The 23,323-nt window shown below is 58.7% G+C and carries 18 protein-coding genes, 1 tRNA gene and 2 rRNA genes; 6 read left to right on the forward strand and 15 right to left on the reverse strand.

What is annotated here, in order from left to right:
• Positions 1-182: 182 nt before the first annotated feature.
• Genes dcm through ACZ52D_RS04440 form a run of 3 tightly spaced genes read left to right on the forward strand, consistent with a single transcriptional unit; the run spans position 183 to position 2,989 of the window.
• A complete protein-coding gene (gene dcm / locus ACZ52D_RS04430) occupies positions 183-1,253 on the forward strand; it encodes a DNA (cytosine-5-)-methyltransferase (protein WP_464442689.1) in 1,071 nt (356 codons plus the stop codon).
• Positions 1,240-1,776 (forward strand): very short patch repair endonuclease, encoded by a 537-nt coding sequence (locus tag ACZ52D_RS04435; protein WP_464442690.1) that lies wholly within the window; start codon positions 1,240-1,242, stop codon positions 1,774-1,776. Before dcm ends, ACZ52D_RS04435 begins: the two co-directional genes overlap by 14 nt.
• Positions 1,727-2,989 carry an MvaI/BcnI family restriction endonuclease gene (locus ACZ52D_RS04440; protein WP_464442692.1) on the forward strand — a complete coding sequence of 421 codons (1,263 nt, stop codon included), beginning with the start codon at positions 1,727-1,729 and terminating at the stop codon, positions 2,987-2,989. Before ACZ52D_RS04435 ends, ACZ52D_RS04440 begins: the two co-directional genes overlap by 50 nt.
• Before the next feature lie 513 nt (positions 2,990-3,502).
• On the opposite strand, the gene ACZ52D_RS04445 is transcribed toward ACZ52D_RS04440, so the two are convergent.
• Positions 3,503-4,069 (reverse strand): carboxymuconolactone decarboxylase family protein, encoded by a 567-nt coding sequence (locus ACZ52D_RS04445; protein ID WP_222455416.1) that lies wholly within the window; start codon positions 4,067-4,069, stop codon positions 3,503-3,505.
• Positions 4,070-4,169: 100 nt separating this feature from the next.
• Here ACZ52D_RS04445 and ACZ52D_RS04450 point away from each other — a divergent pair, with 100 nt between their 5' ends.
• Entirely contained in the window at positions 4,170-4,742 is a 573-nt protein-coding gene (locus tag ACZ52D_RS04450) for a TetR/AcrR family transcriptional regulator (RefSeq protein WP_464442693.1), read from the forward strand.
• A 127-nt stretch (positions 4,743-4,869) separates the two neighbouring features.
• Here the strand turns inward: ACZ52D_RS04450 and ACZ52D_RS04455 are convergent, their stop codons facing one another.
• Together ACZ52D_RS04455 and ACZ52D_RS04460 are read right to left on the reverse strand one after the other, a co-directional pair.
• The gene (locus ACZ52D_RS04455; RefSeq protein WP_464442694.1) at positions 4,870-6,384 is read right to left on the reverse strand and encodes an aldehyde dehydrogenase (NADP(+)); all 1,515 of its coding nucleotides are present in this window, start codon (positions 6,382-6,384) and stop codon (positions 4,870-4,872) included.
• A 99-nt stretch (positions 6,385-6,483) separates the two neighbouring features.
• A complete protein-coding gene (locus ACZ52D_RS04460; RefSeq protein ID WP_369925871.1) occupies positions 6,484-7,164 on the reverse strand; it encodes a GntR family transcriptional regulator in 681 nt (226 codons plus the stop codon).
• Positions 7,165-7,191: 27 nt separating this feature from the next.
• Between ACZ52D_RS04460 and ACZ52D_RS04465 the strand changes: the two genes are divergently transcribed.
• Entirely contained in the window at positions 7,192-8,334 is a 1,143-nt protein-coding gene (locus ACZ52D_RS04465; protein ID WP_464442695.1) for an Ldh family oxidoreductase, read from the forward strand.
• Positions 8,335-8,399: 65 nt separating this feature from the next.
• On the opposite strand, the gene ACZ52D_RS04470 is transcribed toward ACZ52D_RS04465, so the two are convergent.
• The 9 genes from ACZ52D_RS04470 to ACZ52D_RS04510 all read right to left on the reverse strand — a co-directional run bounded on the left by ACZ52D_RS04470 (position 8,400) and on the right by ACZ52D_RS04510 (position 19,428).
• Positions 8,400-9,425, reverse strand: coding sequence for a trans-3-hydroxy-L-proline dehydratase (locus tag ACZ52D_RS04470; protein WP_464442696.1), 1,026 nt, complete (start codon positions 9,423-9,425; stop codon positions 8,400-8,402).
• A 15-nt stretch (positions 9,426-9,440) separates the two neighbouring features.
• Positions 9,441-10,679 carry an NAD(P)/FAD-dependent oxidoreductase gene (locus ACZ52D_RS04475; RefSeq protein WP_464442697.1) on the reverse strand — a complete coding sequence of 413 codons (1,239 nt, stop codon included), beginning with the start codon at positions 10,677-10,679 and terminating at the stop codon, positions 9,441-9,443.
• A 62-nt stretch (positions 10,680-10,741) separates the two neighbouring features.
• Positions 10,742-11,668 carry a 4-hydroxyproline epimerase gene (locus ACZ52D_RS04480; protein WP_464442698.1) on the reverse strand — a complete coding sequence of 309 codons (927 nt, stop codon included), beginning with the start codon at positions 11,666-11,668 and terminating at the stop codon, positions 10,742-10,744.
• Positions 11,659-12,618: a dihydrodipicolinate synthase family protein gene (locus ACZ52D_RS04485; RefSeq protein ID WP_464442699.1), complete on the reverse strand. Its 960-nt coding sequence runs from the start codon at positions 12,616-12,618 to the stop codon at positions 11,659-11,661. Before ACZ52D_RS04485 ends, ACZ52D_RS04480 begins: the two co-directional genes overlap by 10 nt.
• 301 nt (positions 12,619-12,919) lie before the next feature.
• On the reverse strand, positions 12,920-14,209 hold the full coding sequence (locus ACZ52D_RS04490; protein ID WP_222455424.1) for a TRAP transporter large permease: 1,290 nt from the start codon (positions 14,207-14,209) through the stop codon (positions 12,920-12,922).
• A complete protein-coding gene (locus ACZ52D_RS04495) occupies positions 14,206-14,742 on the reverse strand; it encodes a TRAP transporter small permease (RefSeq protein ID WP_464442700.1) in 537 nt (178 codons plus the stop codon). The genes ACZ52D_RS04490 and ACZ52D_RS04495 overlap by 4 nt, the downstream gene beginning before the upstream one ends.
• Before the next feature lie 192 nt (positions 14,743-14,934).
• Positions 14,935-15,933 (reverse strand): TRAP transporter substrate-binding protein DctP, encoded by a 999-nt coding sequence (dctP, locus tag ACZ52D_RS04500; protein ID WP_222455426.1) that lies wholly within the window; start codon positions 15,931-15,933, stop codon positions 14,935-14,937.
• Between the two features lie 462 nt (positions 15,934-16,395).
• Complete coding sequence (locus ACZ52D_RS04505; RefSeq protein WP_464442701.1) at positions 16,396-18,453, reverse strand: putative bifunctional diguanylate cyclase/phosphodiesterase; 2,058 nt, start codon at positions 18,451-18,453, stop codon at positions 16,396-16,398.
• Between the two features lie 288 nt (positions 18,454-18,741).
• On the reverse strand, positions 18,742-19,428 hold the full coding sequence (locus ACZ52D_RS04510) for a fumarylacetoacetate hydrolase family protein (RefSeq protein ID WP_464442702.1): 687 nt from the start codon (positions 19,426-19,428) through the stop codon (positions 18,742-18,744).
• Positions 19,429-19,555: 127 nt separating this feature from the next.
• Between ACZ52D_RS04510 and ACZ52D_RS04515 the strand changes: the two genes are divergently transcribed.
• Positions 19,556-19,771, forward strand: coding sequence for a hypothetical protein (locus ACZ52D_RS04515; protein WP_464442703.1), 216 nt, complete (start codon positions 19,556-19,558; stop codon positions 19,769-19,771).
• A gap of 4 nt (positions 19,772-19,775) precedes the next feature.
• Here ACZ52D_RS04515 and ACZ52D_RS04520 read toward each other — a convergent pair.
• From ACZ52D_RS04520 to ACZ52D_RS04530, 3 genes are all read right to left on the reverse strand, one after another.
• Positions 19,776-19,852: transfer RNA gene (locus ACZ52D_RS04520), tRNA-Met, on the reverse strand.
• Positions 19,853-19,975: 123 nt separating this feature from the next.
• Positions 19,976-20,090: ribosomal RNA gene (gene rrf, locus ACZ52D_RS04525) — 5S ribosomal RNA — on the reverse strand.
• Between the two features lie 215 nt (positions 20,091-20,305).
• Positions 20,306-23,133: ribosomal RNA gene (locus ACZ52D_RS04530) — 23S ribosomal RNA — on the reverse strand.
• Between the last annotated feature and the right edge of the window lie 190 nt (positions 23,134-23,323).

Raw genomic sequence — 23,323 nt, forward strand, 5'->3', positions numbered from 1 at the left:
GCTGCGTGTTGACCAACGAGTACCGCCGCAAAAGGGCGGCTGTGGTGCAGGTAGTGGACTTCTGCAATGCCCTGCTAGCGTAGGACCTACGCAATCCTTCGTGCCTTCACTTCCTGAGAATTCTCGGATAGACGCTCACCCTTCCGCAAGATATGGTCGGAGCAAAGAGGGACGGGCACAAGATGGACAATAAAGGGTTTGCATTCGTAGATCTCTTCGCTGGCATTGGCGGGCTGCGTCGTGCGATGGATAGCATTGGCGGGCGCTGCGTCTTTACCAGTGAATGGGACCGTTTCGCCCAGAAGACCTATGCAGAGAACTACCGTGACAATCACCCGATCGCCGGCGACATTACGAAGATTGATGCGGCGGACATTCCCGAGCATGACGTTCTGTGTGCAGGCTTCCCCTGCCAGCCCTTTTCCATCGCAGGGGTGAGTAAGAAAAATGCGCTCGGTCGAGCGCATGGATTTGAAGACGAAACACAGGGCACACTCTTTTATGATGTCGTTCGTGTTCTGAAACACCACAAACCTGCTGCCTTCCTACTGGAAAATGTGAAAAACCTTCGCAGCCATGACCGAGGCAAGACATATCTAGTAATCAAAGGGGCGTTGCTTGAGCTGGGTTACAAGATCCATGATGTCGTAATTGATGCTCGGCATTTCCTGCCGCAGCATCGCCAACGAATTGTGATTGTCGGCTTCCTCGAGGATACCGGCTTCTCTTTCGAAGATCTAAACCTGCCAGAAAAGGGACTTCGAAAGATGCGCGACGTCCTGCACCCGGAGGACGGCACGGAAGTTCCCGAAGGCCACTTCACCTTAGGTGAGATGGCTAAGGTAAACGACAAGTACACCCTCACTGATCATCTTTGGAAGTACCTCCAAGACTACGCCCAAAAGCACAAGTCTGCGGGAAACGGATTTGGTTTTGGACTTGTTGGCCCTGACGATACATGTCGCACTCTGTCGGCGCGTTACTACAAGGACGGGTCGGAAATCCTAATATACCAAGGTGAGGGAAAGAACCCGCGTCGACTGACCCCTAGGGAATGTGCCCGCATCATGGGTTATCCGGATGATTTTCGGATTCCTGTGAGCGACACGCAGGCATATCGCCAGTTTGGTAACAGCGTTGCTGTACCAGTGTTTGAGGAGGTTGCACGTATCATGCGTGATCACATTCATGCCAACATAGAATTAAAGACCAAGCAGCTCTCCAAAGGCCCAAAAGACCTTGCCGCCGAGTAATTCAGCGGAGTCCGCGCGCCGACGCAACATGTCGGCAATCCGCGGGAAAGACACCAAACCAGAGCTTCTTATCAGAAAAGGGCTACATGCACGTGGCTTCCGCTATCGGCTTCACAACAAGCAGCTACCCGGAAAACCTGATCTGGTACTACCAAAATGGAATGCAGTTGTATTTGTAAACGGGTGCTTCTGGCACGCGCACGACTGCCCGATGTTTGCAATCCCTCAAACCCGCCGGGAGTTTTGGCTCAAAAAAATTACAGGCAATGTCCAGCGAGACCTCCTCAACGAAGACGCTCTTATCGACAAAGGTTGGCGAGTCGCAATCGTCTGGGAATGCGCGCTTTATGGGCGCCTCCGCTTACCTGTCGGGCAAGCTCTTGATCTTCTGGAAGAATGGCTGTCCTCTCAAAGTAAAATGATTCAGATTGAGGGACAGCATGTTTCAGAGTCTCAGTGCTTTGGCAAATACAATGCGCGACGCAGGAGCCACGAAATTCTATGCAAAGAAATTGGCGCCTAACGACAACAATAAGAACCAACCCTACTTGAGTAAGGGCTTTGCCGCCTTGAATGTCATCCCGCATGGTGAAATCAAGAGCGACTCCACCAAGAACCCGAAAGCCAAGCTAAACTTTTTCTGGGTTTCCGAGAGCGGACTAGAAAAAGCACCGGGTGCGCAACTGATTCTGTATCCTGACTATCCCGAAGTGCGGTTTTCCGGCTTTGTCCAAGGTACCCATGACGTTCGCACTAAAGAGATCCTGACGTGCAGGGCTCCCGGGCGGGTTATTGTTTTCGGAACCTGCCCAGACGGACGTGTAATAGGCTACGCGGATAAAGAAGGGTCTCCAATTCAACGAGAACTACTAAGCGCCACCTTTCCTACTGACGGCGTGCTACTGCAGTTGACAAAGTATCTCTCAGATCCTGCCGCCGACCCATTGACGCAGCTCCTCACTGAGCTCGGCCGCATTCACAGGCTTAGCCCCATACGCGGTCAGCGTCTCTACGCTCCTCCGCCGGGGACCAAGAAACCATACGCCGCGCAGAATGCAGGTGGTTATACGCTGGAAGCCGAACTCGGCATACTTCCGAATGGTAGGGCAGACCCCGATTTCATGGGGTGGGAAGTGAAATCGTTTTCCGTCAACGCACTTGGCTCCATGAAAGCGAAATCCCCGACGACCCTTATGACCCCGGAGCCCACAATCGGTGTCTATGCACAGGACTTCTCAAAGTTCATGAAGCTGTATGGATACAACGACACGAAAGGGCGGGCTGGCAGACGAAACTTCGGAGGGATCTACTCCATTGGAAAAGCCCCACACAAGCGCACCCAACTGGCAATCCAACTTTCAGGCTTTGACCCCAGAACGGGCAAGATATCTGACATGAACGCAGAACTAGCTTTAATGGATCCCGCGGGCAACGTCGCAGCTGGGTGGCGGATCAAAGACATCGTTGAACACTGGTCCCGCAAGCACGCCCAAGCTGTTTATGTTCCCGCATTCGCGACGGGAACGCCGCGGGAGTATCACTACGGCGGCGAGGTCGAGATCGGTGAAGGAACTGATCCCATCAAGTTCCTGTCGGCTATCGCTACAAAGGCCGTCTTCCTTGACCCGGGGGTGAAGATCGAAAATGGAAAACCACAGAAACGGAACCAGTTCCGCGTAAAGCATGTCAATCTGCCCGCCCTTTACGACACTTGGTCAACTGTTTCGGTAATCTGAACCAGTTGAGCGGCTCGGGCGCCGACCACACCGTCGAGTTCCACATTCAACATCCAAGTGAGTTCGTCGCCCCCTAAGTGTATGATTGGGGGGCGACGCAACAAATCCCGCAACATTTCCCGCAACACCTTCCTTGTGAATCGGACCTAACTACTTGTAGATAAATACAAATAGGAAGAGGCTCGAATCCTACCACCCCAGCCATTCTCCCAAAATGAAGACGAAACCACGCAAGCCAAAAGGCAGCGTTTCGCCCTCCGGTGCGGCAACAGACGGACCGACGATTGCCGTCTCTTGCACCTCCCTTTCTCAGCTCACGCAGGCGCTCAAGCCTTAGCTCTGGACGCACCTGCGTGCGCGCCTTCCGCCACTGAGCTACAGCGGGAAACTCGAGCAAGGCACCACCTGCGAGACGCCCCCAAATCCCCTCGCACTGCCCCCTCAACAAAAAATTCGCGCCGCAGTGTCTTCTGCGGCGCGAATTCTTTGTAATCCCCGAAAGGGAACGATGCCCTATACCTCCAGAGGCGTTTCGCTGCGCGTCCAGGCCAGGGGCTGAAAGACTTCGTCCACCGGCGTCTGGGCCACGTGGTTGACGTAGTTTGACATGGTCTTCTGTGCCAACCCGAGGATCACGTCCAGCACCGCACGGTGTCCGTAGCCCGCGTCAAAAAACGCCTGCATCTGCGCCTCGGTCACATTGCCGCGCGTACGCACCATCTGGACCGTGAAGGTCCGCAGCGCTTCCAGCTTGGCCGAAGGTAGCGGCGTCTCATTGCGCAGCGCCTCGGTGATGTCATCCGAGACCTTCATCATCTTGGCGATGCCTGTGTGGGCCGGGACGCAGTAGTGGCAGGCGTGCTCAACATTGATGGCCTGCCAGACAACGGTCAGCTCGTCAGCATCGAATTCGGTTTCCGTGAACAGCTTGTGCAGCACCTGGTAGCCCTCATACGCCTGCGGGCTTTCGGCCAGCACCTTGTGCAGCCCTGGCAGGCGTCCAAATGCCTTCTGGGACTGCTCCAGCAGCGGCTTGGAGGCTTCTGGGGCGCTGTCATGGTCGTGGGAAGGAAATTTCATCGCATCGATCCTTGCTCTTTTTGATCGCCGACCAAATTAGCCTTTATTGAGTGATCACTCAAGTATATATTTGAGTGACCGCTCAATAGATGGTGCTCCCATGCCGCGCAAACCGAAACATGACCGCAACGACCTGATCGAACGCGCCCGCAACCTGTTCTGGCAGCGCGGCTGGGCGGGCACGTCACTCAAGGATCTCGAAGCCTGCCTCGACATGAAGCCGGGCAGCTTCTACGCGGCCTTCGGATCGAAGGATGCGCTGTTCGAACTGACGCTGGACAAATACGCTGCGGACGGCGCCGACAGGTTGCAAGCATTGAAGCAGGAACTCGGCCCGATCGGTGCGCTGAAGCGCTTTCCCGCTCTGGCCATTTCATCCGCGGAAGCCCCAGCCAAGGCCTGCATGCTGTCCAAGACGCTGCTGGAACTTCACGCCCACAAGCACCCGCTGGCCGCCAAGGCCAACAGTCATCTTCTGAAGATGGAACAGCACTTCTGCGAGCTGTTTTGCGAAGCCCAGCAAGCCGGGGAGATCGCCGCACATCACGACCCGGAAGCGCTGGCGCGACGCTACCAGTCGGATCTCCTGGGGCTACGCGTTTCGGCGGAACGGGAAGGCGTAGATGCCGAGGCAATCGCACAGGAAATAGCAAACAGCCTGACACGGCTCTGAGCCGCATGACAGCGGCCATTGCAGGACCAACGCCCCCTGCCCACAATCCCCCTTCAAACAATGAAAAAGCGGGCCCGGAGGCCCGCTCGTCTTTTTCATCAATCTGACGCTCAAGGGCGCCTTGGCTTCAGTCCTGCAGATCCGGGACAAGCGCCGCCGGAAGGTTCTGATAGCAGACCGGGCGCAGGAAGCGACGGATCGACAGGCTGCCAACCGAGGTGGCTCCGAAATTGGTCGACGCCGGGTAAGGTCCGCCATGAACCATGCTGTCGCAAACCTCGACACCGGTGGGGAAACCGTTGGCGAGAACCCGACCTGCCTTGCGCTCCAGAATCGGCATCAAGGCCTGAGCCGCGTCCATGTCCGCGTCATCCATATGCAGCGTGCAGGTCAGCTGCCCCTGGAGGCTGAGCGCGATCGACCGCATATCATCAGCGCCCTCAGCCACGACAATGATGCCCATGGGGCCAAAGACCTCCTCGGCAAGCACTTCGTTCTTCAGCCAGTTCTCCGCCGTGGTCTGATACAGATAGGGGGTCGCATCGCGCAGATCGCAACTTGTCGAGAGCAGCTCCTGAACGCCCGCAGTCTCTGCGACGCGACGCTGACCGCCGCGGTACGCTTCGGCGATGCCATCGGTCAGCATGGTCTGCGCGCCGGTCTCTGCCAACGCCTGCCGTGCAGCCGCCGCAAAGGCCTCTGCCGCCGCGCCCGACTTTACAACGGCGATACCCGGGTTGGTGCAGAACTGCCCCGCCCCCATGCTGAGCGACGCAGCCCACCCTTTGCCGATTTCTTCAGCGCGCGACTCAAGCGCGGCATCCAGGATGAACATCGGATTGACCGACCCCAGCTCGCCGAAGAACGGGATCGGCTCCGGGCGCGCGGCACAGAGATCAAACAGCGCGCGGCCACCCGCCAGCGAGCCGGTGAAGCCAACCGCCTTGATCAACGGATGCTGAACCAACGCCGACCCGACTTGACGGTTGCCGCCCTGAATGAGGCTGAACACGCCGGGGTGCACACCACATTTTTCCACTGCCGCCAGTACCGCCTCGGCGACGATCTCGCCGGTACCGGGATGCGCAGAGTGCCCCTTGACGACAACTGGACAGCCAGCCGCCAATGCCGCGGCGGTGTCCCCCCCGGCCGTGGAGAACGCCAGCGGGAAGTTCGATGCGCCGAAAACAGCCACCGGTCCGATCGGGCGTTGCACCATCTTCAGATCGGGACGCGGCAGCGGCTGGCGCTCCGGCAGGGCCTCGTCGTGGCGCCGGTCCAGGTAGTCCCCTTTGAGGATATGCGCCGCGAACATCCGCAGCTGACCGGTGGTGCGGCCGCGTTCGCCCTGCAGGCGGGCCTCAGGCAGACCGGTCTCCTGGCAGCCGATCTCGGTGATCGCATCCGCGCGGGCTTCGATTTCATCCGCAATCGCGTTCAGAAAGTCTGCGCGCGACTGACGCGAGGAATAACCAAAGCTCCAAAAGGCCTCTTCCGCGGCCTGTACGGCGGCATCCACATCCTCCACGCGGCCAACCGAAAAGCGGTGGCTGGGACCATGCGCCGGGCTGGATTCGAAGGTCTCAGCGCCCGCGGTCCAGGCGCCTGCAATCAGATGTTTTCCGTGAGGGGTCAATGTCATTTCGGGTTCACTTTCGTGTGGAACATAGGTGAGCAGCTTGTTTGTGGATATTGTATCCAATATCACCTCCGCTGCAACCCCCATTCACGGCAAGACCCGCTACTCCCCTGCGAGGCGACGCTGTTTGGCGATCATTTCAAGCAGCTCGGTCTTGGTGCGTTCGATATGCTTTTGCAGCAGCACTGCACCACCCTCGACGTCTCCTTTGGCCGCAAGCTCCAGCAACTTGCGGTGATCCTCCTTTGCCGGCTGGCGTTGTTTCATGACGCTGAGGTGAATGCGCACGTAGCGGTCGGAATGCAGGCTGATACGCTCCAGAAACTCTTTCGACATGCGCCGATCGGCGGCGGCATACAGCGCCATGTGGTATTCGTGGTTGGATTGCCCCCACTGGCTGACATCATCAGCCTCGTAGGATCCTTCCATCTCTGACAGCAGCTTTTCGCAGGCGTCAAAATCCGCCTGTGTCATGTTCGGAATGGCCCGGCGGAACAGGTCAACCTCGATCAGGATGCGCAGATCGAAGATTTCCCCAATCTCCCGAAGAGAATGCTTGATAACGGTGCCGCCGCGGTTGTTTTCCCATTGCACCAGCCCCTCGGCGCTCAGGCGCTTCAAGGCCTCGCGGACCGGCATTCGTGACACGTCGTATTCTTTGGCTAACAGCTCCTGGCGGATTGCTTCCCCTTCTGCCAGCTCGCCGCTGAGAATGCGCTGTCTCAGATCGCTTGCAATCATCTCCGGTAAGCTTTGCTTCTTGACAGCACGCCTGCCCGCCATGTGGCCCCCTTCCCTTTTGGATTTTGGATGCAAATTAAACAACAAGCTGACCATACAGCAGCATTTCAGGTATCAGAAGATAAAAACAGTTTGCCACGGCAATGCCGGATATTGCATCCAATATCCAGATACACAATTTGGAGACGCGCCATGACCGACGTAAAACAACTCCCCCTTCAGGAAATCAGGGACCTGGCCCTGTCGGTGCTCGAACGCTCAGGGTATGGAGAGGATCACGCCCGCGCCATCGCCGATATGCTGTACACCTGTCAGCTGGATGATTGTCAGTCGCATGGCCTGTTCCGTCTCTTCATGTGTCAGCAAACCATGGATGCCGGCAAGATCGACGGACACGTCCAGCCCCACATCAGCACCGGGGAAACGGCAATCGTCCGGGCAGACGCCCAGCGAGGGATGTCGCTGCTTGCACTGGAGCAGGCAATGCCCGAACTCATCGCCAAAGCCCGCAAACATGGGATCGCCGCGCTTGCGATCAACAATTGTTTCCACTTCTCCGCGCTCTGGCCGGAAGTGGAGCGCCTGTCCGCAGCCGGGCTGGCAGGCCTGGCGATGGTGCCCAGCCATTCCTGGGTAGCGCCAGCCGGCGGGACCCGCGGCAGCCTTGGCACCAACCCGATTGCCTTCTCCTGGCCGCGCGTGGGCAAAGATCCGTTCACGTTCGATTTTGCGACCAGCGGTTTTGCACGCGGTGAAATCGAACTGTACAAACGCGCGGGTAAACCCCTCCCCGAGGGCGTTGCGATCGACAAGGACGGCAAGCCGACCACCGATCCGCAGGCCGCGCTGGATGGGGCGATGTTGACGTTCGGCGGCTACAAGGGGTCTGCCCTGTCCATCATGATCGAGCTGATGGCTGGCCCGCTGATTGACGATCTGACGAGCCTGGAAAGCATGGAATTCGCCGAAGGCGCAGGCGGCGCGCCGTACCACGGCGAGATCATTCTGGCCTTTGATCCCGAGCACTTCAGCGCAGGCCGCACCGCCGAGAACGATGCCCGCGCAGAACGGCTTTTCGCCGATATTATCGACCAGGGCGCACGGCTACCCTCGCAGCGCCGCTTCGCGGCCCGCGCGCGCAACCTGGACCGCGGCTATGTGGAAATCCCGCAGGCCCTTTACGATGACCTCATTGCCCTGACCGGTGCCTGATCAAAACGAAGGGGAGGCTGAACGGATCAGCCTCCCCGACAAGCCTTGCAACCAGACTTTGGCGCTCAGGCGCCCCAAGTGTCCGACAGGCGATAACCACCCGGCCAGGGATCATCCGGGTCCAGCATATGCTGGTGAATTCCCGTAACCCAACCACGGCCACTGATTTCCGGCACGATTGCATCGCGGCCGCCCACCTTGGCCGGTTCGACGATGCGCCCGGAAAACCGGGACCCGATGATCGACACCGCGTCAAACGTCTGACCAATCTTCAACTGACCGCGCGCCGCCATCAGCGCCATGCGCGCAGACACGGCAGTGCCTGTCGGTGAGCGGTCGACCTTGCCCGGCTGGATCGCCACAGCCGACTTTCCGCTGAAACCGGTCTCCGTCTTGCTGAGAGGGCCGCAGAGCGCGCAGAACGAGATGTGATCCCAGTCAGGGTTCTCCGGGTGGCTGAAGCCCAGTTGCTCATTCGCGGCATCGGTGATCCGCACCCCCAGGCGGGCAATCTCCTTGGCCTCGGATTCAACGATGTCAAATCCCATCGCCTGCGCATCCACCACCACGAAACTGTCACCGCCATAGGCCGTATCCACCGTGATCGTGCCCAGCCCGTCAACCTCAAGCGGGACCTGGATCTTGTCGGCAAAGCTCGGCAGATTCTGCACGAAGATGCGTTCCGCCTTGCCGTTCCGGCACTCAGCACGCACACGCACCAGTCCTCCCGGGGCCTCCAGCACCATATGGGTTTCCGGTTCCTGCATCGGCACCAAGCCCCCGTCCAGCAGCACGGTCGAGACGCAAATCGAATTGGACCCCGACATGGGAGGCGTGTCTTCCGGCTCCATGATGATCCAGGCGGCGATTGCCTCCGGGTGCTTTGGCGGCACCAGCAGGTTCACATGGCGAAAGACGCCGCCACGCGGCTCATTCAGCACGAAGTTGCGCAGGGTCTCATCCTGCGCGATGAACTTGCGCTGCTCCCACAGGGTCTCTCCCGGCGGCGGCAACACCCCACCGACAATGACATCCCCGACCTCACCTTCGGCATGGGCTGAAATCACATGTATGGTCTTTGTGCTACGCATTTACTGCTCCCTTAATCAAAATCGGTCGGCCCTGTAGGGGTGAAGCGGAATGGCGCACGAGCCGCCCGCCACGACGTCGCGCACCAGTTCAGCGGTGGCGGCGGACTGCGTGAGCCCCAGGTGCCCATGTCCGAAGGCGTAGATCACGTTGGCCGCCTTCGGGGATTGCCCGATGACAGGGAGCGTATCCGGTATCGACGGGCGGAACCCCATCCAGCGGACCCCGCCTGTTGTCTTGAGCCCCGGCAGGAACCGGGCCGCTTTTTGCAACAGCACATCCGCGCGCTTGTAGTTGGGCGGCAGCTTGAGCCCGCCGAGTTCAACCGCACCGCCCACACGCACACCGCCATTGATGCGGCTGACAACGAATCCGTGCGCCCCGAATGTCAGATGAGTGCGGACGTCGAATGCCCCGGCAGGCAAAGTAGTGTTGTACCCACGCTCGGTCTCCAGCGGGATACGGTCCCCTAGGGTGCGCGCCAGGTGGTGCGACCAGGCGCCAGCGGCCACCACGACCTTGTCGCAGGTTAGGCTGCCATCTTCACACAACAACTCGACACGCTCACCATCCTGAACAATCGAGCGCACCGTGCTGCTCAGGATTTCGCCTCCGGCCGCGACAAAGGCGCGTGCCAGATGCTCGGTCCAGGCCTTGGGATCCGTCGTGTTGATCCAGTCCGGCGTGAAGCCCGCGTGAGTGAACCGGGGATGCAATCCCGGCTGGATCTCAGCGATTTCCTCCGGGCTGCGCAGCAATTCGTAGCGGATGCCATAGCGGCCTCGCAGCTCCCAACCGGGCAGGCTGTCCCGAAACTGCGCCTCGCCCTCATACAGCTGCAGCTGGCCGTCGCGCTGGATCAGGTTTTCGCCATCTGTGGCGGCGATCTGGCGCTCCAGCGCTGCCTTGGACAGGTCCATCAGCGCGCTTTGAGCCGCAACCGAGGCATCGTGGCGATCCTGCCAGCTGGCACGCCAGAACCGCAGCATCCAGGGCGCAATCTGCAGCGCATATCGTGGTGGGATCGATAACGGGCCCAGCGGATCCAACAGCCATTTCGGCGCCTTGCGCATAATGCCTGGCGCGGCCAACGGCATCACGTCGGTAAAGGCAAACGCCCCCGCATTGCCCTGCGAGGTCTCGGCGGCGACGCCTTTGCGGTCCAGCACCCGTACCTTGTGCCCGTTTCCGGCCAGCTCGGCGGCAATGCTGATACCAACGACACCTGCGCCAATGACAACAATATCCTGCGGCATGGGATCCGCCCTCTGATTGGATCAAAAGATAAACGGGGCGGCCTGTGCGCCCCGTCAGATTTTCAGACGATCCCGGCCTTGAACGGATCATTCTGGTCAAAAACCAGCGTCGTTTCCGCCATGATGTGGGCCTGCCCGGTTATGCGCGGGATGACGCCGCCTGTCGGGCCGGGCCGGTAGGACAGCCGGTAGGAGCTGCCGATCACGCTCTCCAGCACGATCTCCTCGCCCTCGGCCAGCTGGCCAGCCGCCGCCAGACAGGACACGAAGGCCGAGCTTCCGGTTCCACAGGGCGAACGGTCGTATTCATTGTCCGGGCACAATACGAAATTGCGGCGCAATGCGGCCGCGTTCGGGCTTGCACCACTGAGGATCACGTGATCCACAGGCTGGCCCTCGGGCCCGGTGAGACCGGCCCGAATGCAGGCTTCGCGAATGGCCACCGACAGATCCGTCAACGCGGGAATGTTGGCTGTCGTCACCTCAAGCGGCGCATCTGCAATGAAGAACCAGTTGCCGCCGTAGGCCATGTCACCCGTGACAGCTCCGATCCCCTCGACGTCGACCGTCGCCTGGTGGTGAATACGGCGGCTTTCAATGTTGGTGACCGACACGGTGTTTGCATCATGCAGCTCCACCGTGACCACCCCTGCCGGGGTTTCGATCTTGTGAATCCCCTGCGAGATGCGCCCCATTCGGGCCAAGGTAACGGCCAGCCCGATCGTGCCGTGTCCGCACATGCCAAGGACCGCATCCGCATCGAAATAGATCACGCCAGTGACGCACTCAGGATCAACAGGCTCCACCAGCAGCGCAGCCACCATACCGGCCTGGCCGCGCGGCTCCAGCAGGACCGAGTTGCAGAAATCAGCGTGCTCCGCGGAGAGCGTCTTTGCCCGTGCGGACAGCGGCCCCGACCCTAGGTCGGGGCTACCCTCCAGGATGACCCGTGTGGGCATCCCGCCGGTGTGGCTGTCAATTACATGCATTCAGCGATAATCCCGCCCTGCTTGGACCAGTCAGCGAACCAGGTGCGGAACAGGTTGTACTGCTGTTCACAATAGTTGCGCTGCGCATCGGTCAGCTCGTCGGTTTCGATGAAGTGCAGGCGGTACTCTTCCTCGCCGTTCAGCACCAGCAGGTACTTGTAGTAGAGGACCAGGTCGGTGCCTTCATCAAAGCTGGCCAGAACGCCAAAGGCTTCTTCCAGTTCGCGCGCCCGCAGACGAGCTTCGGCATTGCCTTCGGCGGCCTTTTGCGACAGGGCTGCCAGCAGCAGTGCTTCCTTCGGCAGCGCGGTACCGATGCCGGTGATCGACCCGGTCGCACCGCAGTTGACGAAACCGTGGTAAACCTCGGTATCCACGCCCACCATCAGGGTCACCTGATCATCCTTGCTGGTGATGTGTTCAGCGGCATAGCGCAGGTCGTCCTTGCCACCGAATTCCTTGAAGCCCACCAGGTTCGGATGCTCGGCACGCAGCGCAAAGAACAGGTCGGCACGGGTCGCGAAACCGTAGACGGGGCTGTTGTAGATGATGGCAGGCACTTCCGGAGCCGCCGACAGGATGGCCTTGAAGTGGTTCTTCTGGGCGATGACGGAGGTTCCGCGGGACAGGACGCGCGGGATCACCATCAGACCGGCGGCGCCGACCTTCTGCGCATGCGCGGCAAGCGCCACAGCGGATTTAGAATTGATCGCACCGGTGCCCACAACGGTCGGAACGCCGGCTTCCACCAGACGCTCAACGCCCGTCATCCGCTCCTCGTCGCTCAGCAACGGCCAGTCCCCCATGGAACCGCAGTACACAACGGCGGACATGCCAGCGGCAATCATTTCCTTGCCCTTTTTCACCAAGGCATCGAAATCCGGGGTGCGGTCCGCCTTGCAGGGCGTCATGAGTGCGGGCATGGTACCCGTGAAGACATTCTGGGACATGGTTGCTCCTTATTGAATATGCCGACTTGCGGGCCAGCCTGCCGTATCGAGCCCCAAGCCGGAGCCATGCCCGGACATCTGAGACCCCAAAAACCGATTGCAGGACGCGAAACGGGAGTTCGCGACTCTACACTCTGGTCATAGTCAATTTTGGATCCAAAATCCAATATCTTTTTCACACCCACCCCTCACTTTTTTGCCGCACAGCTGTCACGCAGAATGCAGAGCAAAAAAGCCGACGCGCAAGCGTCGGCTTTTCCAGGGTTTTCAGAACTGTCTCGCCGAGGGCGAAACCGTGCCATCAGCCGAGCAGCAGCTCAGGCAGCCACAGCGCCACTTCAGGTACGAAGGTCGTCAACATCAGCGTCGGCAACCAGGCAAAGATGATGAAGACCAGCGTCGGCCACAGCATCTTGGCCACGGGCGTATCCGCGACCTGCGCGCCCAGGTACAGCAGCGGCGCGGTCGGCGGCGTGATGTTTGCCATCCCGAGGTTGACGCCGATCACGGCTGCGAAGTGGATCGGGTCCATGCCGACGCTCTGCGCGATCGGCAGCAGGATCGGGGTCGAGAGCAGCAGGCCGGAGATATCGTCCATCAGCATGCCGATCAGGATCATCACCACGTTGATCATCAGAAGGATTACGATCGGGTTGTCCGACACCGAGTAGACCATCTGCTGTGCGATCTGGGGTGCGCCTTGGGCGATCAGGTTGTCCGACACGATCAGCACCATGAAGATCATGATCATCACGACGCCAATGGTGATGCCGGATTTCTGGATGGTCTCCAGCAGCCCCCGCCAGGTCAGCCCGCGATAGAAATAGATCGCGATTGGAATCGCATAGACAACAGCAATCCCCGCAGCCTCTGTCGGGGTCATGATCCCGCCGTAGATGCCGCCCAGAATGATGATCGGCATCATCAGCGCAGGGCCGGCAACGCGACCTTGCGCCTTGAGCGCCGGGAAGAACGGTGACGGCCGCTCGGTCAGCTGGATGTCGTCATGCTTGCGCAGCATAAACCGGTTGGTGATGATCAGCAGAGTGATCAGAATGAAGGCCGGGATCACAGTGGACAGGAAGCACTTCAGCACATGCTGCTGCGCCACCCAGCCGTAGAGAATGTGATTGGCACTCGGTGGGATCAACAGGCCGAGGGGGCTGGCGGCCACCAGCAGCGCCGCGGATTTGCCCTCGGGATAATTGGCCCTTTTCAAGTGCGGCAGCATGATGCCGCCGATGCAGGTCAGGGTGGAGTTCGCACTTCCCGCGATGGAGCCGAACACCCCGCAGGCCAGTACCGCAGCTGCGCTCAGACCGCCCTTGAGATGGCCGACGAACATTTCGGCGATGGCCACCAGGGGCGCCGCGATGCGTCCGCGCTCCATCACGCCACCGGCGATCATGAACAGCGGAATGGCCAGCAGCACCAGCGACCGGAGGCCGGTCGAGCCGGTTGGCAGATAGCCGGTAATCGACTGATCCCCGACCAGCGCGATGAACATCAGCACCGCCCCAAAGGCCACAAAGACGCTGACCCCCAAGAGCAGCATCGCGCAGACGATGACGAGACTTCCGACGATGATCATGACCGCAGCTCCTTGTTCATGTCAGATTTGAGAGGCAGCCCAAGACCTTTTCGGATGTGAACATAGAGGTGCGCAGCCGAGAACATCGCCATGAAGCCGAAGGCAATCATGATGGCAATGCGCCAGGAGACGAAGGGAATGCGCAAGGCTGGCGTTGCCCGCAAGCGCGGGAAGGAGAAATCGTCGGCCAAAGACACGTAGCAGGCATATACGATGAACACCGTGACGATCAGTTCGATCGCCAGAACGATAAAGCCCCGCCACCAGATCCACTTTGGATTGGTGATGACCACTTCCAGAATATCGGCGTTGATATGCAGCCTGCGCTCGGATGCCAAAACGGCACCGGCAAAGAAACCGACGATACTGATCGCCAACAGCCACTCTTCATATGCGAAAAGATCCCCACCCAGCCCATAGCGCACGATGACGACCAGACCGAAGGTCACTGCCATCAGCACGCCGGAAAAAATGACGATCGCTTTCATTAGAAACATCGCCCAGTCCATCGGCACCCCGATGAAGCGCGGCAATTCGTCCGTTACTCGGGCCATCTTGCCCCCTTTTTGGCGTTGAGCGCCCCGAAGGCCGCGATGGGGAAAACCTGCGCACATGTCGCAGGTTCACCGTCTGCCACGGCCCCGGCACTTTGCTGTCCGCCAGGGCGCTAACGTGTTGCAAATGCAGACAGGGGCAACGCATCGTGCTGCCCCTGCTGAAGTGGATTACTGAACTGCGGCCAGCACCTGGTCAATCACGTCCTTGCCTACCGCGCCTTCCATGGTCGGCCAGATAGTGCTGCGGACGTAGTCGGCCATGGCCTTCTGCTCTTCGTCGTTCAGCTTCAGAATGGTGTAGCCGCTCTCGATCAGCTTCTGACCGAAGGCCTCGTCATTCTTGCGGTTATACTCGAAGAAGTCTGCCGACGCCTTGTCCATTGCGGCCTGGATAACGGCACGCTGCTCGTCGTTCAGCTTCGCCAGCGTGCGCTCGGAACCGTAGTAGAAGGTCTGCTCCAGCAGCGAGTTGTACTCGATGAAGTGGGTGCCAACGTCGGATTTGGCAAAGATCGAGTAGGTCGCGGTCTTGGTGCAGCAGATCGCACCGTCAACGATACCGGACTGCAGGGCCGGGAAGATGTCGCCCCACGCCATGGTGGTCGCGCGATAGCCCAGAGCCTCAACAGTGGATTTCACCGCGTTCGAGGACCAGACACGGATGTTCATGCCCTTGTCTTCGAAGTTGTTCCAGTTCTCCGGCTCACGGGTGGCAACGATACCGACAAAGCCTTCCGGGTTGGCCGCCATTACGCGGATGCCATATTCGTCGGTGATGTCCTGCAGGATGCGGTTGTAGTCCGAATCCATGTCACGCAGCACGCGGTCCATGTCGTCGTAGCTGCTGACGAGGAACGGCATGTTCAGGAACTCAAGGCGCGGATCGGTGTCCGAATAGATGAAGGCGGACGCAAAGTCGATGTTGCCACGCGCGACGTCTTCGAACAGCGCCTCACCGGAGCCCAGCTGGCTGGCCGGGAAGACGGTCATTTCCAGGCCAACACCCGCGGCGTTCACCTCGGCAGCCACCTGCTCCATCATCTTTGTGCCCTGATGATCGATCGGGAACACACCTGCAAAGCGCAGCTTGATGTCCTCGGCGAATGCGGGGGCCGCAACCTGCAGCGCCATCGCACCGGCCGCGACTGCTTTAAACAGCGTTTTCATTCCTCAGTTCTCCATGTTGTGAAGGCAATACCAAATCCACCGGCTGCCCGGCTTCTCTGCGCGTGTCTTTCTTCTGGGCATGCCAATTGCCGACCTCGGCGTGCTGGCAAAGCAAGTCGCAAAATGCCGGTCAAGCGAGCGCACTTTCAGCGCGAAAGATGTCTTCGCTGATTCCAGCCATGCTTCCTCCTCCCAAACGCAGCTTCGGACCTTATACTGATACAATATCCAAAATCCAATACTTATGCGCGGATGCCGACCAACTAAAAAATCGGCTCATATTTCCATATGGTTCGGACAACAAGCCGATTTTGAAACCCGCCCTTACGGAGGGGCTGCGCAGGTACATCCGACCCTTTGTGAAGTGGAGATTCGCTGATCTCAGAATCTGACAGGGGGAGCCGTAGCCCCCCCTGAACATGAAGTTCCACAGCTTATGTCGGCCAGGAACTGGCCCGGCAGTTATGCCGTCTTCGCACGTTGCTCCTGCGCGTTCTGGCTTACAATTTGCCGCATTTCTGCCTGGCTCATCGGTTTGCCAAAGTAGAACCCCTGCACCGATGTACAGTTTTCCTGTTGAAGGAACACCAGCTCCTCCTCTTCCTCCACCCCCTCGGCGAGGACAGGGATTTTCAAGGCAGATCCCAGCAGCAGCGTCGACCGCACGATGGCGGCGCTTTGCGCATTCTTGTGAACCCCGCGCACGAAGCTCCGGTCAATCTTGATCTTGTCAAACGGGAAGGTCTGCAAAGTCGCGAGCGAGGAATACCCGGTACCGAAGTCATCCATTGCGATGCGAACACCGTAATTCTTCAGCTGGTGCATCACCTTCAGCGTATGCGCCTGATCGTCAATGATGCTGGATTCGGTGATCTCCAGCTCCAGCCGTTCTGGCGACAACCCGGTCTCAAGCAGGATATCCATGACATCCTCCACAAAGGAAGGCTGCACCAGTTGCTGCGGCGCAACGTTCACGGCCACCTGGTATGGCTGCGGCCAGCTGGCGGCCTCTTTACAGGCAGCACGCAGCACCCAGTGACCGATTTCGCGGATGAGCCCCGTTTCTTCCGCGATCGGGATGAACTCTGCCGGGGATACCCGCCCTCGGGTCGGGTGGTTCCACCGCAGCAAGACCTCAAATCCCAACGGGTCGAGTGTGGTCAGATCATTTTGCAATTGATAGGCCAGTTCGAACTGGCCAGCGGCCCCGGCCTGGCGCAGATCGTGGACCAGTTGCAGCCTGTCGCGGCTCTGGCGGTCCATCTCTGCGCTGAACTGACAGATGTTGGACGCCGGATCGGATTTGGCGCGGTACATCGCCAAATCCGACTTGTGCAGCAGGTCCTGCGGATCCCGCCCCTCGGTCAGGCTGGTGGCGACACCGATTGAGGCCCCTACGCGCACCGACAGCGCATCGAGATCGATCGGCTCGACGATAGAGGCATGCAACCGCTCGGCGTATGCCAGCACCTGCTCAACCCGTCGGAAGCTCTGCTTCACGGCCACAAACTCGTCCCCGCCGACGCGGGCAATGTGTTCCCCCGGCCCCTGCTGCGCACGCAGACGGTCAGATACGGCCTGCAGCACCTTGTCCCCGACGGCATGTCCGTGCAGATCGTTGATCTCTTTGAAGAGGTTCAGGTCGATGGTCAGCACTGCCGCACGCTCGGTCTCATCTCGCTGCAGGCGCAACTGAAGCGCCGAGAGATATTGCGTCAACCACATCCGGTTCGGCATCGCGGTCAACGGATCATGCAGCGCGGCATGCGCCAGCTTGTCCTGCGCCTCGATTTCCAGGTTCGCTTCGATGCTGGCAGACGCGAAACCCACCAGAAGGATCAACCCCATCACGCCGAAGATCAGCATGCTCAGCGTGGTATCCGCGATGACCTTCGGCGGCACCTCCAGCAAGGGGCTGAGCCGCACTTCGATTGCCGCCATGCCGGTAAAATGCATGGCACAGATCGCTGTCACCAAGAGCGCCGATGCCGCCATCCAGTTGCGACCGCCTTGGGAACTGCTGGCAATCATGCGATAACCGAAGGCCGCCAGACCGGCACCGGCCACGACCGAGGCCACCAGGTAGGTCGAAGACCATTCGATCGTCCCGGGCAACAGGAATGCCTCCATGCCTGTATAGTGCATCGCTGACACACCAAGTCCGAAGAACGCCCCCGCCACCAGCGGCATATTGCGACCGTGACCAAAGGCCAGGACGGCGTTGGCAACCAGCACCCCGACCATTCCAACCACCAAGGAGAACGCAGTCAGCAGCGGCTCATATCCGTTGTCGAAACCGGGTTCATAGGCCAGCATCGCAATGAAATGGGTCGACCAGATTGTTGCCCCGCCGATCATGCTGGACAGCCCCAACTGCACCAACCGCCGCCGCCCGCGGGCACCCGCCAATCGGCTGGACAGCCGAACAGAAAGGCTTGAGCCGACAATGCAGACCAATGCGGCAACAGCCACCAGGCCGGTGTTATGCTGCGTCGTGATACAGTCCAGTATTCGGTACATCGAATGCCCCAGATCATTGTGCGTTAAAACATCGTGATGCCACGAAACGCTTAACGAAGTGCCAAGACTGGGGCGGCCAGGCACCTATAACACTTTGATAATTTTCGGTGAATGCACGCTTTCTTTGTCTGACACAGGCATCTCCATGTCATGTAGCTGTGGCCAAGAAATTGCCGTGATAACCTGCAGAAGCCTTCGCGGCAGCCCTCTCGCATCGGTTACGAGAGGACTCTGCTCGGCATACCCGTCGACGGTTCTTCGTCAGATCACGGCCGACGACAGATCGCTTCAGACGACATCAACCTCCAGCACTCCCAGCCCCTCAATCTCAAGTCGCAGCGCATCGCCCTTGACCGTTGGGCCGACACCTGCAGGCGTGCCCGTCAAAATAATGTCCCCCGCAGCCAGTTCAAAGTATTCCGACAGGTAGGAAATGATCTCAGGCACCTTCCAGATCATCTGGTTCAGGTCTCCCTGCTGGCGCGTCTCACCGTTCACGTCCAGGCAGATGCGGCCAGCCATGATATGGCCGACGTTGCTGACAGGCTGAATGGGGCCGATAGGGGCCGAACCTTCAAAAGCCTTGCCGACTTCCCATGGCCGACCCATCTTCTTGGCGGCTGCCTGCAAGTCCCGCCGCGTCATATCCAGCGCGGGGGCATAGCCATAGACGAGGCTCAGCGCGTCGAGAACCGGAATGTTGCGCCCACCCCCACCAAGCGCAACTGCCATCTCCGCCTCGAAATGCACATCTGAAGACTTATCCGGATAGCGAAATTTTCCGGATGTATTTAGATTGTCCGGATTTTTCTGAAAGAAAAACGGCGGCTCGCGGTCCGGGTCATGGCCCATTTCAAGCGCGTGTCCCGCGTAGTTTCTGCCAATGCAGTAAACCCGACGCACCGGAAAAAGCCGCTCCTCCCCAGCCACCGCGAGCACCGGTCTACGAGGCGGTTCTATCACATATCCGGGCATTTTTGGCTCCAAATCTGAGAGTGACCACGCCCGCCTGCCGAAGCGAGCCTGAGGGTAAACCTTGTGGGCCAGCTTTGCCCTCCACACAAGAGCGTACGGGTGCAGTTTCGAAAGTTTGCAACATCAGATGAGACATATCCAGTGCACGAGGCTTACCGCGCCCGTAGTGCAGCGGGAAGCCACGGCAGCGCTGCGGTCGCTGATTACGCAGGTGCGCATGGTTCCGGTTGCTGATGCGCCGGGCGGCCATCAGCTTGAGCCTATTGGGGAACTGGCCGGGCTCATGGCTTTGGGGAGCGCTGAACCGAAGAAGCCCCCGCTTTTTGCGGAGGCTTTGTCGTGACCTTTGGTTGCGGGAGCAGGATTTGAACCTGCGACCTTCAGGTTATGAGCCTGACGAGCTACCTGGCTGCTCCATCCCGCGACACTTTTTTTGGCCTACCGCGCGGATCGCTACTTGAGGCCGGTTATTATCCGGTGACTTGCCGTATCGGCGCGTTTTCCGGGTAATCTTGTATCGTTGAAGAGAGGTTTTGGATTTTACTAGGTTTGGCGGTGACCTACTCTCCCAGGGCTTGAGCCCAAGTACCATCGGCGCGACAGTGCTTAACTTCCGGGTTCGGGATGGGACCGGGTGTTTCACTTGTGCTGTAGCCACCAAACCGAGGAAAATCCAAATCCGACGGCCTTGCGGAGCAAGGCTGGCGAGCGGCAGGCAGCGTGTTTGCGAAGCAAATGCGCGTTGCCGCTGGGTTGTTATGTCACCGCCGATTGGCGGCAGGCAGAACAACCTGCGTCGGTTACAATCAACGTTGTCCAGGTTTTGTGTTTTGGATGGTTTTCTTTCTGTTTCCTGTAACACTGTCTGTTACTGGATCAAATCAAGCCTATCGGGCGATTAGTACCGGTCAGCTGAACGCATTGCTGCGCTTACACCTCCGGCCTATTGGCGTGGTGGTCTTCCACGGCCCTCAGGGATACCTTGTTTTGAGGGGGGCTTCCCGCTTAGATGCCTTCAGCGGTTATCCTGTCCGATCATAGCTACCCTGCACTGCTGCTGGCGCAACAACAGGTCCACCAGTGGATCGTTCACCCCGGTCCTCTCGTACTAGGGGCAACTCCTCTCAAGTATCCTACACCCACGGCAGATAGGGACCGAACTGTCTCACGACGTTCTAAACCCAGCTCACGTACCTCTTTAAACGGCGAACAGCCGTACCCTTGGGACCTGCTCCAGCCCCAGGATGAGATGAGCCGACATCGAGGTGCCAAACACTGCCGTCGATATGGACTCTTGGGCAGTATCAGCCTGTTATCCCCGGCGTACCTTTTATCCGTTGAGCGATGGCCCTTCCACGCGGGACCACCGGATCACTATGGCCGACTTTCGTCTCTGCTCGACTTGTCAGTCTTGCAGTCAGGCTGGCTTCTGCCATTGCACTCAACGAGCGATTTCCGACCGCTCTGAGCCAACCTTCGCGCGCCTCCGTTACTCTTTAGGAGGCGACCGCCCCAGTCAAACTACCCGCCACGCAGGGTCCCGGATCCGGATAACGGACCGCGGTTAGACATCAAGAGTGCGAAGGGTGGTATCTCAAGGGAGGCTCCACCGGAACTTGCGTTCTGGTTTCGATGCCTACCACCTATCCTGCACATCACAATCCTGATGCCAGTGCGAAGCTGTAGTAAAGGTGCACGGGGTCTTTCCGTCTAACCGCGGGAAGCCTGCATCTTGACAGGCAATTCAATTTCGCTGAGTCGATGTTGGAGACAGCGGGGAAGTCGTTACGCCATTCGTGCAGGTCGGAACTTACCCGACAAGGAATTTCGCTACCTTAGGACCGTTATAGTTACGGCCGCCGTTTACCTGGGCTTCAATTCGGAGCTCTCACCCCTCCTTTTAACCTTCAGGCACCGGGCAGGCGTCAGACCCTATACGTCGTCTTGCGACTTCGCAGAGCCCTGTGTTTTTAATAAACAGTCGCCACCCCCTGGTTTGTGCCCCCGGATCCAAGTTGCCTTGAACCCGGGCCTCCTTCTCGCGAACTTACGGAGGTATTTTGCCGAGTTCCTTCAACATCGTTCTCTCAAGCGCCTTGGTATTCTCTACCAGTCCACCTGTGTCGGTTTAGGGTACGGTCTGATGGAGGGCTATTTCCAGGGACTGCTGAGCAGCCCACTCAATCCGATAAGAGTGAACTACCTTTGCAATCCGTCACATCCTCCTGGCCCAGGAATATTAACCTGGTTCCCATCGCCTACGCCTTTCGGCCTCGGCTTAGGGGCCGGCTTACCCTGCTCAGATTAGCTTTAAGCAGGAACCCTTGGACTTTCGGCGAGAGTGTCTCTCACACTCTTTGTCGCTACTCATGTCATCATTCTCGCTAGTGATCTCTCCACCGGATGGCTCACGCCCCGGCTTCATCGAAAGCCTCTCTCCTCCAATGTTCCCGGAGGAACTAAGGAGGAATGAGACTATGTCACACTACGCTCTGCTACCATGCACTATGTGCATCCTCGGCTTCGGCTCATGGCTTGAGCCCCGTTACATCTTCGCCGCAGGACGTCTTATTTAGACCAGTGAGCTGTTACGCTATCTTTAAAGGATGGCTGCTTCTAAGCCAACCTCCTGGTTGTTTTGGACATCCCACCTGCTTTCCCACTTAGCCATGAATTGGGGGCCTTAGCCGGAGGTCAGGGTTGTTTCCCTCTCCACTACGGGCGTTAGCACCCGCAGTGTGTCTGCCATCTAGTACTCCCGGGTATTCGGAGTTTGGTTAGGATCAGTAAGCCTGTGGGGCCCCATTACCCATCCAGTGCTCTACCCCCCGGGGTATTCGGATGACGCTCTACCTAAATAGATTTCGCAGAGAACCAGCTATCTCCGAGTTTGATTGGCCTTTCACCCCTAGGCACAGCTCATCCCGATCTTTTTCAACAGATGTGGGTTCGGTCCTCCAGTGCGTGTTACCGCACCTTCAACCTGGCCATGCCTAGATCACTCGGTTTCGGGTCTGATCCCACGAACTCATGCGCCCTATTAAGACTCGCTTTCGCTGCGCCTCCGCCTAGCGGCTTAAGCTTGCTCGTGAGACCAAGTCGATGACCCATTATACAAAAGGTACGCTGTCAGCCCTCAAGGGGCCTCCAACTGATTGTAGGCGTTCGGTTTCAGGTACTGTTTCACTCCCCTCGTCGGGGTGCTTTTCACCTTTCCCTCACGGTACTGGTTCGCTATCGGTCAGTAAGGAGTACTTAGCCTTCGGAGGTGGTCCTCCGATCTTCGAACAGGATTTCACGTGTCCCGCCCTACTTGATACGTCCTTCAGAGCTTCGAATACGGGGCTGTCACCCTCTCTGGCCATGTTTCCCAACATGTTCTTCTCACTCATCAGGCTCGGCTGGTCCGCGTTCGCTCGCCACTACTAACGGAGTCTCTATTGATGTCCTTTCCTCCGGGTACTTAGATGTTTCAGTTCCCCGGGTTTGCTCTTAAAGACCTATGTATTCAGTCTTTAAGTACCTGGTTAAGCCCATTATTGATTACCGGAGGTAACAATAACGAACTTTCAGGTGGGTTCCCCCATTCAGAGATCCATGGATCAAAGCCTATTCCCGGCTCCCCATGGCTTATCGCAGGGTATCACGTCTTTCATCGCCTCTTACTGCCAAGGCATCCACCAAACGCCCTTCTCGCGCTTGATTTGATCCAGAAAGAGACAGTGCATCTGCACGTCGCGGCACCGGAAGCTGGTAGGAAACCGGCGCCTCTGTTTCTGAACCAAAAAGCAAACTATCCCGCTCCCGGTCATGTCGGTGACCAGGAACTTGTTGCAAGATCTGTCGATCTTGCGGGTTAGTGTACTTGACTTGGACAACACTGTCGTTTCAACGA

Source organism: Leisingera sp. S2M4, from assembly GCF_055398055.1.

Coding starts and splice junctions, on each gene's coding strand:
- ACZ52D_RS04455 (WP_464442694.1), bottom strand. CDS start 6,384: ATGACATTGACCCCTCACGGAAAACATCTGATTGCAGGCGCCTGGACC.
- ACZ52D_RS04485 (WP_464442699.1), bottom strand. CDS start 12,618: ATGTCCCAGAATGTCTTCACGGGTACCATGCCCGCACTCATGACGCCC.
- ACZ52D_RS04440 (WP_464442692.1), top strand. CDS start 1,727: ATGCGCGACGCAGGAGCCACGAAATTCTATGCAAAGAAATTGGCGCCT.
- ACZ52D_RS04460 (WP_369925871.1), bottom strand. CDS start 7,164: ATGGCGGGCAGGCGTGCTGTCAAGAAGCAAAGCTTACCGGAGATGATT.
- ACZ52D_RS04465 (WP_464442695.1), top strand. CDS start 7,192: ATGCAAATTAAACAACAAGCTGACCATACAGCAGCATTTCAGGTATCA.
- ACZ52D_RS04445 (WP_222455416.1), bottom strand. CDS start 4,069: ATGAAATTTCCTTCCCACGACCATGACAGCGCCCCAGAAGCCTCCAAG.
- ACZ52D_RS04480 (WP_464442698.1), bottom strand. CDS start 11,668: ATGCATGTAATTGACAGCCACACCGGCGGGATGCCCACACGGGTCATC.
- ACZ52D_RS04505 (WP_464442701.1), bottom strand. CDS start 18,453: ATGTACCGAATACTGGACTGTATCACGACGCAGCATAACACCGGCCTG.
- ACZ52D_RS04490 (WP_222455424.1), bottom strand. CDS start 14,209: ATGATCATCGTCGGAAGTCTCGTCATCGTCTGCGCGATGCTGCTCTTG.
- ACZ52D_RS04450 (WP_464442693.1), top strand. CDS start 4,170: ATGCCGCGCAAACCGAAACATGACCGCAACGACCTGATCGAACGCGCC.
- dctP (WP_222455426.1), bottom strand. CDS start 15,933: ATGAAAACGCTGTTTAAAGCAGTCGCGGCCGGTGCGATGGCGCTGCAG.
- ACZ52D_RS04515 (WP_464442703.1), top strand. CDS start 19,556: ATGAGACATATCCAGTGCACGAGGCTTACCGCGCCCGTAGTGCAGCGG.
- ACZ52D_RS04470 (WP_464442696.1), bottom strand. CDS start 9,425: ATGCGTAGCACAAAGACCATACATGTGATTTCAGCCCATGCCGAAGGT.
- dcm (WP_464442689.1), top strand. CDS start 183: ATGGACAATAAAGGGTTTGCATTCGTAGATCTCTTCGCTGGCATTGGC.
- ACZ52D_RS04510 (WP_464442702.1), bottom strand. CDS start 19,428: ATGCCCGGATATGTGATAGAACCGCCTCGTAGACCGGTGCTCGCGGTG.
- ACZ52D_RS04475 (WP_464442697.1), bottom strand. CDS start 10,679: ATGCCGCAGGATATTGTTGTCATTGGCGCAGGTGTCGTTGGTATCAGC.